Genomic DNA, 2,410 nt, shown 5'->3' on the forward strand with positions numbered 1-2,410 from the left:
GCATCAAGCTGCTCATGGAAAGCATGGCGCAGGAGCTTGCGCCCAAGCGCATTCGCGTCAACGCCATCGCGCCGGGCGCGATACGAACGCCCATCAACACCTCCGCCTGGGACACGCCCGAAGCGCTCAAGAGCTTGCTGACGTTGATTCCATATGGGCGGATCGGTCTGCCGGAAGACATCGCGCGGGCGGCCGTCTGGCTGGCGTCGGACGAGTCCGATTACGTTGTCGGCACTACGCTTTTCGTCGATGGCGGCATGACGCTCTTCCCTGGTTTTTCGACAAACGGCTGACGGCATGGGCGGGCAGTACGACGTTATCGTCATTGGCAGCGGTCCGGGCGGGGCTTCGCTCGCGCAACGTCTGGCGCCGACCGGAAAACGCATCCTGCTCATAGAGCGCGGCGGCTACCTGCCGCGTTCGCGCGCCAACTGGGACGCACGGACGGTGTTCGTGGACGGCGCCTATCAGGCCAAGGAGACCTGGTACGGCAGGGACGGCGAGAGTTTCCACCCTGGCCTGCATTACTATGTCGGCGGCAACTCCAAGGTCTATGGCGGGGCGCTCTTTCGCATGCGCGAGCGCGATTTCGGCGAAGTCCGCCATAAGGCCGGCGTCTCTCCCGCATGGCCGCTCGGATACGAGGTCTTCGAACCTTACTATGCCGAGGCCGAACGGCTGTTCCATGTACATGGCCAGCGCGGCGAAGACCCGACCGAACCGCCCGCCAGCGGCCCCTTTCCGTATCCGCCGGTGTCGCACGAGCCGCGCATCCAGGAACTCCACGACAGCCTGGCCAATGACGGGCTGCACCCGTTCCATCTGCCGCTCGGCATTCTTCTCCAAGAGAAGGACGGCAGGGCCACGCCGACCAGCACCTGCATCCGCTGCGACGCCTTTGACGGGTTTCCCTGCCTGCTGAACGGCAAGGCCGACGCCCAGGTGGTATGCGTCGATCCGGCGCTCAGATCGTATCCCAACCTGTCGCTGCTGACCAACGCCTATGTGACGAGGCTCGAGACGGACGGGACGGGCAGGAGAGTGACAGACGTGATTGTGATGCGCGACGGCGAGGAAGTGCACTATGGCGCCACCATAGTGGTGGCGGCTTGCGGTGCGCTCTCCACGGCGCTGCTTCTGCTGCGATCGGCCAGCGCCAAGCATCCGGAAGGTCTCGCCAACGGTTCCGGGCAGGTCGGGCGCAACTACATGCGCCACGATCAGTCCGTGCTGATGGCTTTGACCCGCAAGCCGAACGACACGATTTTCCAGAAGACGCTCGCGCTTTCCGACTTCTATTTCGGATCGGACGATTGGGATTACCCACTCGGGCTGATCCAGATGTGCGCCACCTCACACGGAGCACAGATCAGAGGCGAGGCATTGCCCCGCTGGCTGGAATGGCTGCCGAAGCTTCCCTTCCAGGAGATGGCGCGCCATTCGATGGATTTCTGGCTTTCGACCGAGGACCTCCCTCGCTCGGAAAACCGCATTCGCTACGACGGCCGCCGCGTCGTCCTTGAATTCACCGTGAGCGATCTGGAAGCCCATCGCCGTCTAAAGAAAAAACTCAAGCATATATTGAGCAGGGCCGACTCCCGCCCCGTGCTGCTGGAGCGCAGTCTTTACTTCGGCCTCGGCATTCCGATCGGCGGCACCGCGCATCAGGCCGGCACCGCGCGCTTCGGGACCGATCCCGCGGCCTCAGTGCTCGACCTCGATTGCCGTGCCCATGAAGTCGACAATCTCTATGTCGCGGATGCGAGCTTCTTTCCCTCGATCGCCGCGGTCAATCCCACACTGACGATCATCGCCAACGCGCTGCGCGTGGCGGACAGGATCAAGGAGCGGCTTGGATGACGGCGACATTTTCATGCGACCTGAACGGACCGGCGACGCAACTGCCGCATTTCTGGGAACACACGGTCGGTAGCGGCCACGCGACGCTCGGCTTGCGTGCCGACTGGCAGGCGCAACTGAAGCGCACGCATGACGAGCTCGGGATGCGCCATGTCCGCTGCCACAGTATTTTAAGCGACGAAATGGGTACGCTGATCGGCGAGGGCGACACCTTGTTCTACTCGTTCTTCAATGCCGATCAGATTTTCGACTTCCTGCTCTCGATCGGCATGAAACCGTTCGTGGAACTGAGCTTCATGCCCGGTGTCCTGGCCTCCGCCGACAAGACCGTCTTCCACTATCGCGCCAATGTCTCGCCGCCAAAGGACCACGCGCAATGGGCGGTGCTCATCCGCAAGCTTGTCAGCCACTGGGTGGATCGCTACGGGCTGGACGAGGTGCGCCAATGGTTCTTCGAGGTCTGGAACGAGCCGAACCTGACCGCTTTCGGCAGCGGCAAGCAAAGCGACTATTTCGAGCTCTATCGCTACTCCGTCGAAGCCATGAAGGG

Annotated in this window: 2 protein-coding genes and 1 pseudogene; all 3 read left to right on the top strand. The window is 62.7% G+C overall.

Going from position 1 to position 2,410, the window contains the following annotated elements:
- Positions 1 to 293 (top strand): SDR family oxidoreductase (locus EN925_RS32020; RefSeq protein ID WP_128337211.1); only part of this gene is annotated, 293 nt, incomplete at its 5' end.
- A 4-nt stretch (positions 294 to 297) separates the two neighbouring features.
- Positions 298 to 1,860, top strand: coding sequence for a GMC family oxidoreductase (locus tag EN925_RS32025; RefSeq protein WP_127370278.1), 1,563 nt, complete (start codon positions 298 to 300; stop codon positions 1,858 to 1,860).
- Positions 1,857 to 2,410: pseudogene (locus tag EN925_RS32030) on the top strand (beta-xylosidase); the annotation flags it as partial. The gene EN925_RS32025 and the pseudogene EN925_RS32030, both read left to right, overlap by 4 nt.

Source organism: Mesorhizobium sp. M7A.F.Ca.US.006.04.2.1 (assembly GCF_004022915.1).
GTDB lineage: Bacteria > Pseudomonadota > Alphaproteobacteria > Rhizobiales > Rhizobiaceae > Mesorhizobium > Mesorhizobium ciceri.

What these genes read in the sequence shown, in the direction of transcription:
- EN925_RS32025 (WP_127370278.1), top strand. Translation starts at nt 298, where the DNA reads ATGGGCGGGCAGTACGACGTTATCGTCATTGGCAGCGGTCCGGGCGGG.